Annotated in this window: 1 rRNA gene (cut by a window edge); it reads right to left on the reverse strand. The window is 56.0% G+C overall.

Annotation, left to right across the window (positions count from 1 at the left end):
• Positions 1–22 precede the first annotated feature (22 nt).
• A 23S ribosomal RNA gene (locus ACF08W_RS34975) occupies positions 23–1,609 on the reverse strand (it continues 1,384 nt past the right edge of the window).

Genomic DNA, 1,609 nt, shown 5'->3' on the forward strand with positions numbered 1-1,609 from the left:
AACACAGTGGACGCGAGCAACTGAGGACAAGCCCTCGGCCTATTAGTACCAGTCAGCTCCACCCGTCACCGGGCTTCCACATCTGGCCTATCAACCCAGTCGTCTACTGGGAGCCTTAACCAATCAAGTTGGTGGGAATACTCATCTCGAAGCAGGCTTCCCGCTTAGATGCTTTCAGCGGTTATCCCTCCCGAACGTAGCCAACCAGCCATGCCCTTGGCAGAACAACTGGCACACCAGAGGTTCGTCCGTCCCGGTCCTCTCGTACTAGGGACAGCCCTTCTCAATATTCCTACGCGCACAGCGGATAGGGACCGAACTGTCTCACGACGTTCTAAACCCAGCTCGCGTACCGCTTTAATGGGCGAACAGCCCAACCCTTGGGACCGACTCCAGCCCCAGGATGCGACGAGCCGACATCGAGGTGCCAAACCATCCCGTCGATATGGACTCTTGGGGAAGATCAGCCTGTTATCCCCGGGGTACCTTTTATCCGTTGAGCGACAGCGCTTCCACAAGCCACTGCCGGATCACTAGTCCCGACTTTCGTCCCTGCTCGACCCGTCGGTCTCACAGTCAAGCTCCCTTGTGCACTTACACTCAACACCTGATTGCCAACCAGGCTGAGGGAACCTTTGGGCGCCTCCGTTACCCTTTAGGAGGCAACCGCCCCAGTTAAACTACCCATCAGACACTGTCCCTGATCCGGATCACGGACCCAGGTTAGACATCCAGCACGACCAGAGTGGTATTTCAACGACGACTCCACAACCACTGGCGTGGCCGCTTCAAAGTCTCCCACCTATCCTACACAAGCCGAACCGAACACCAATATCAAACTGTAGTAAAGGTCCCGGGGTCTTTCCGTCCTGCTGCGCGAAACGAGCATCTTTACTCGTAGTGCAATTTCACCGGGCCTATGGTTGAGACAGTCGAGAAGTCGTTACGCCATTCGTGCAGGTCGGAACTTACCCGACAAGGAATTTCGCTACCTTAGGATGGTTATAGTTACCACCGCCGTTTACTGGCGCTTAAGTTCTCAGCTTCGCCAACCCGAAAGTCAGCTAACCGGTCCCCTTAACGTTCCAGCACCGGGCAGGCGTCAGTCCGTATACATCGCCTTACGGCTTCGCACGGACCTGTGTTTTTAGTAAACAGTCGCTTCTCGCTGGTCTCTGCGGCCACCCCCAGCTCACCAAGCAAGTTGGATCACCAGGAATGGCCCCCCTTCTCCCGAAGTTACGGGGGCATTTTGCCGAGTTCCTTAACCATAGTTCACCCGAACGCCTCGGTATTCTCTACCTGACCACCTGAGTCGGTTTAGGGTACGGGCCGCCATGAAACTCGCTAGAGGCTTTTCTCGACAGCATAGGATCATCCACTTCACCACAATCGGCTCGGCATCAGGTCTCAGACTATATGCACGACGGATTTGCCTACCGTGCGTCCTACACCCTTACCCCGGGACAACCACCGCCCGGGCTGGACTACCTTCCTGCGTCACCCCATCGCTTACCTACTACAAGTCTGGTTCATCGGCTCCACCACTACCCTCAACTCCGAAGAGATCGGGCCGGCTTCACGGACTTAGCATCGCCTGATTCAGTAC

Origin of the sequence: Streptomyces sp. NPDC015144 (genome assembly GCF_043079735.1) — a bacterium.
Taxonomy (GTDB): domain Bacteria; phylum Actinomycetota; class Actinomycetes; order Streptomycetales; family Streptomycetaceae; genus Streptomyces.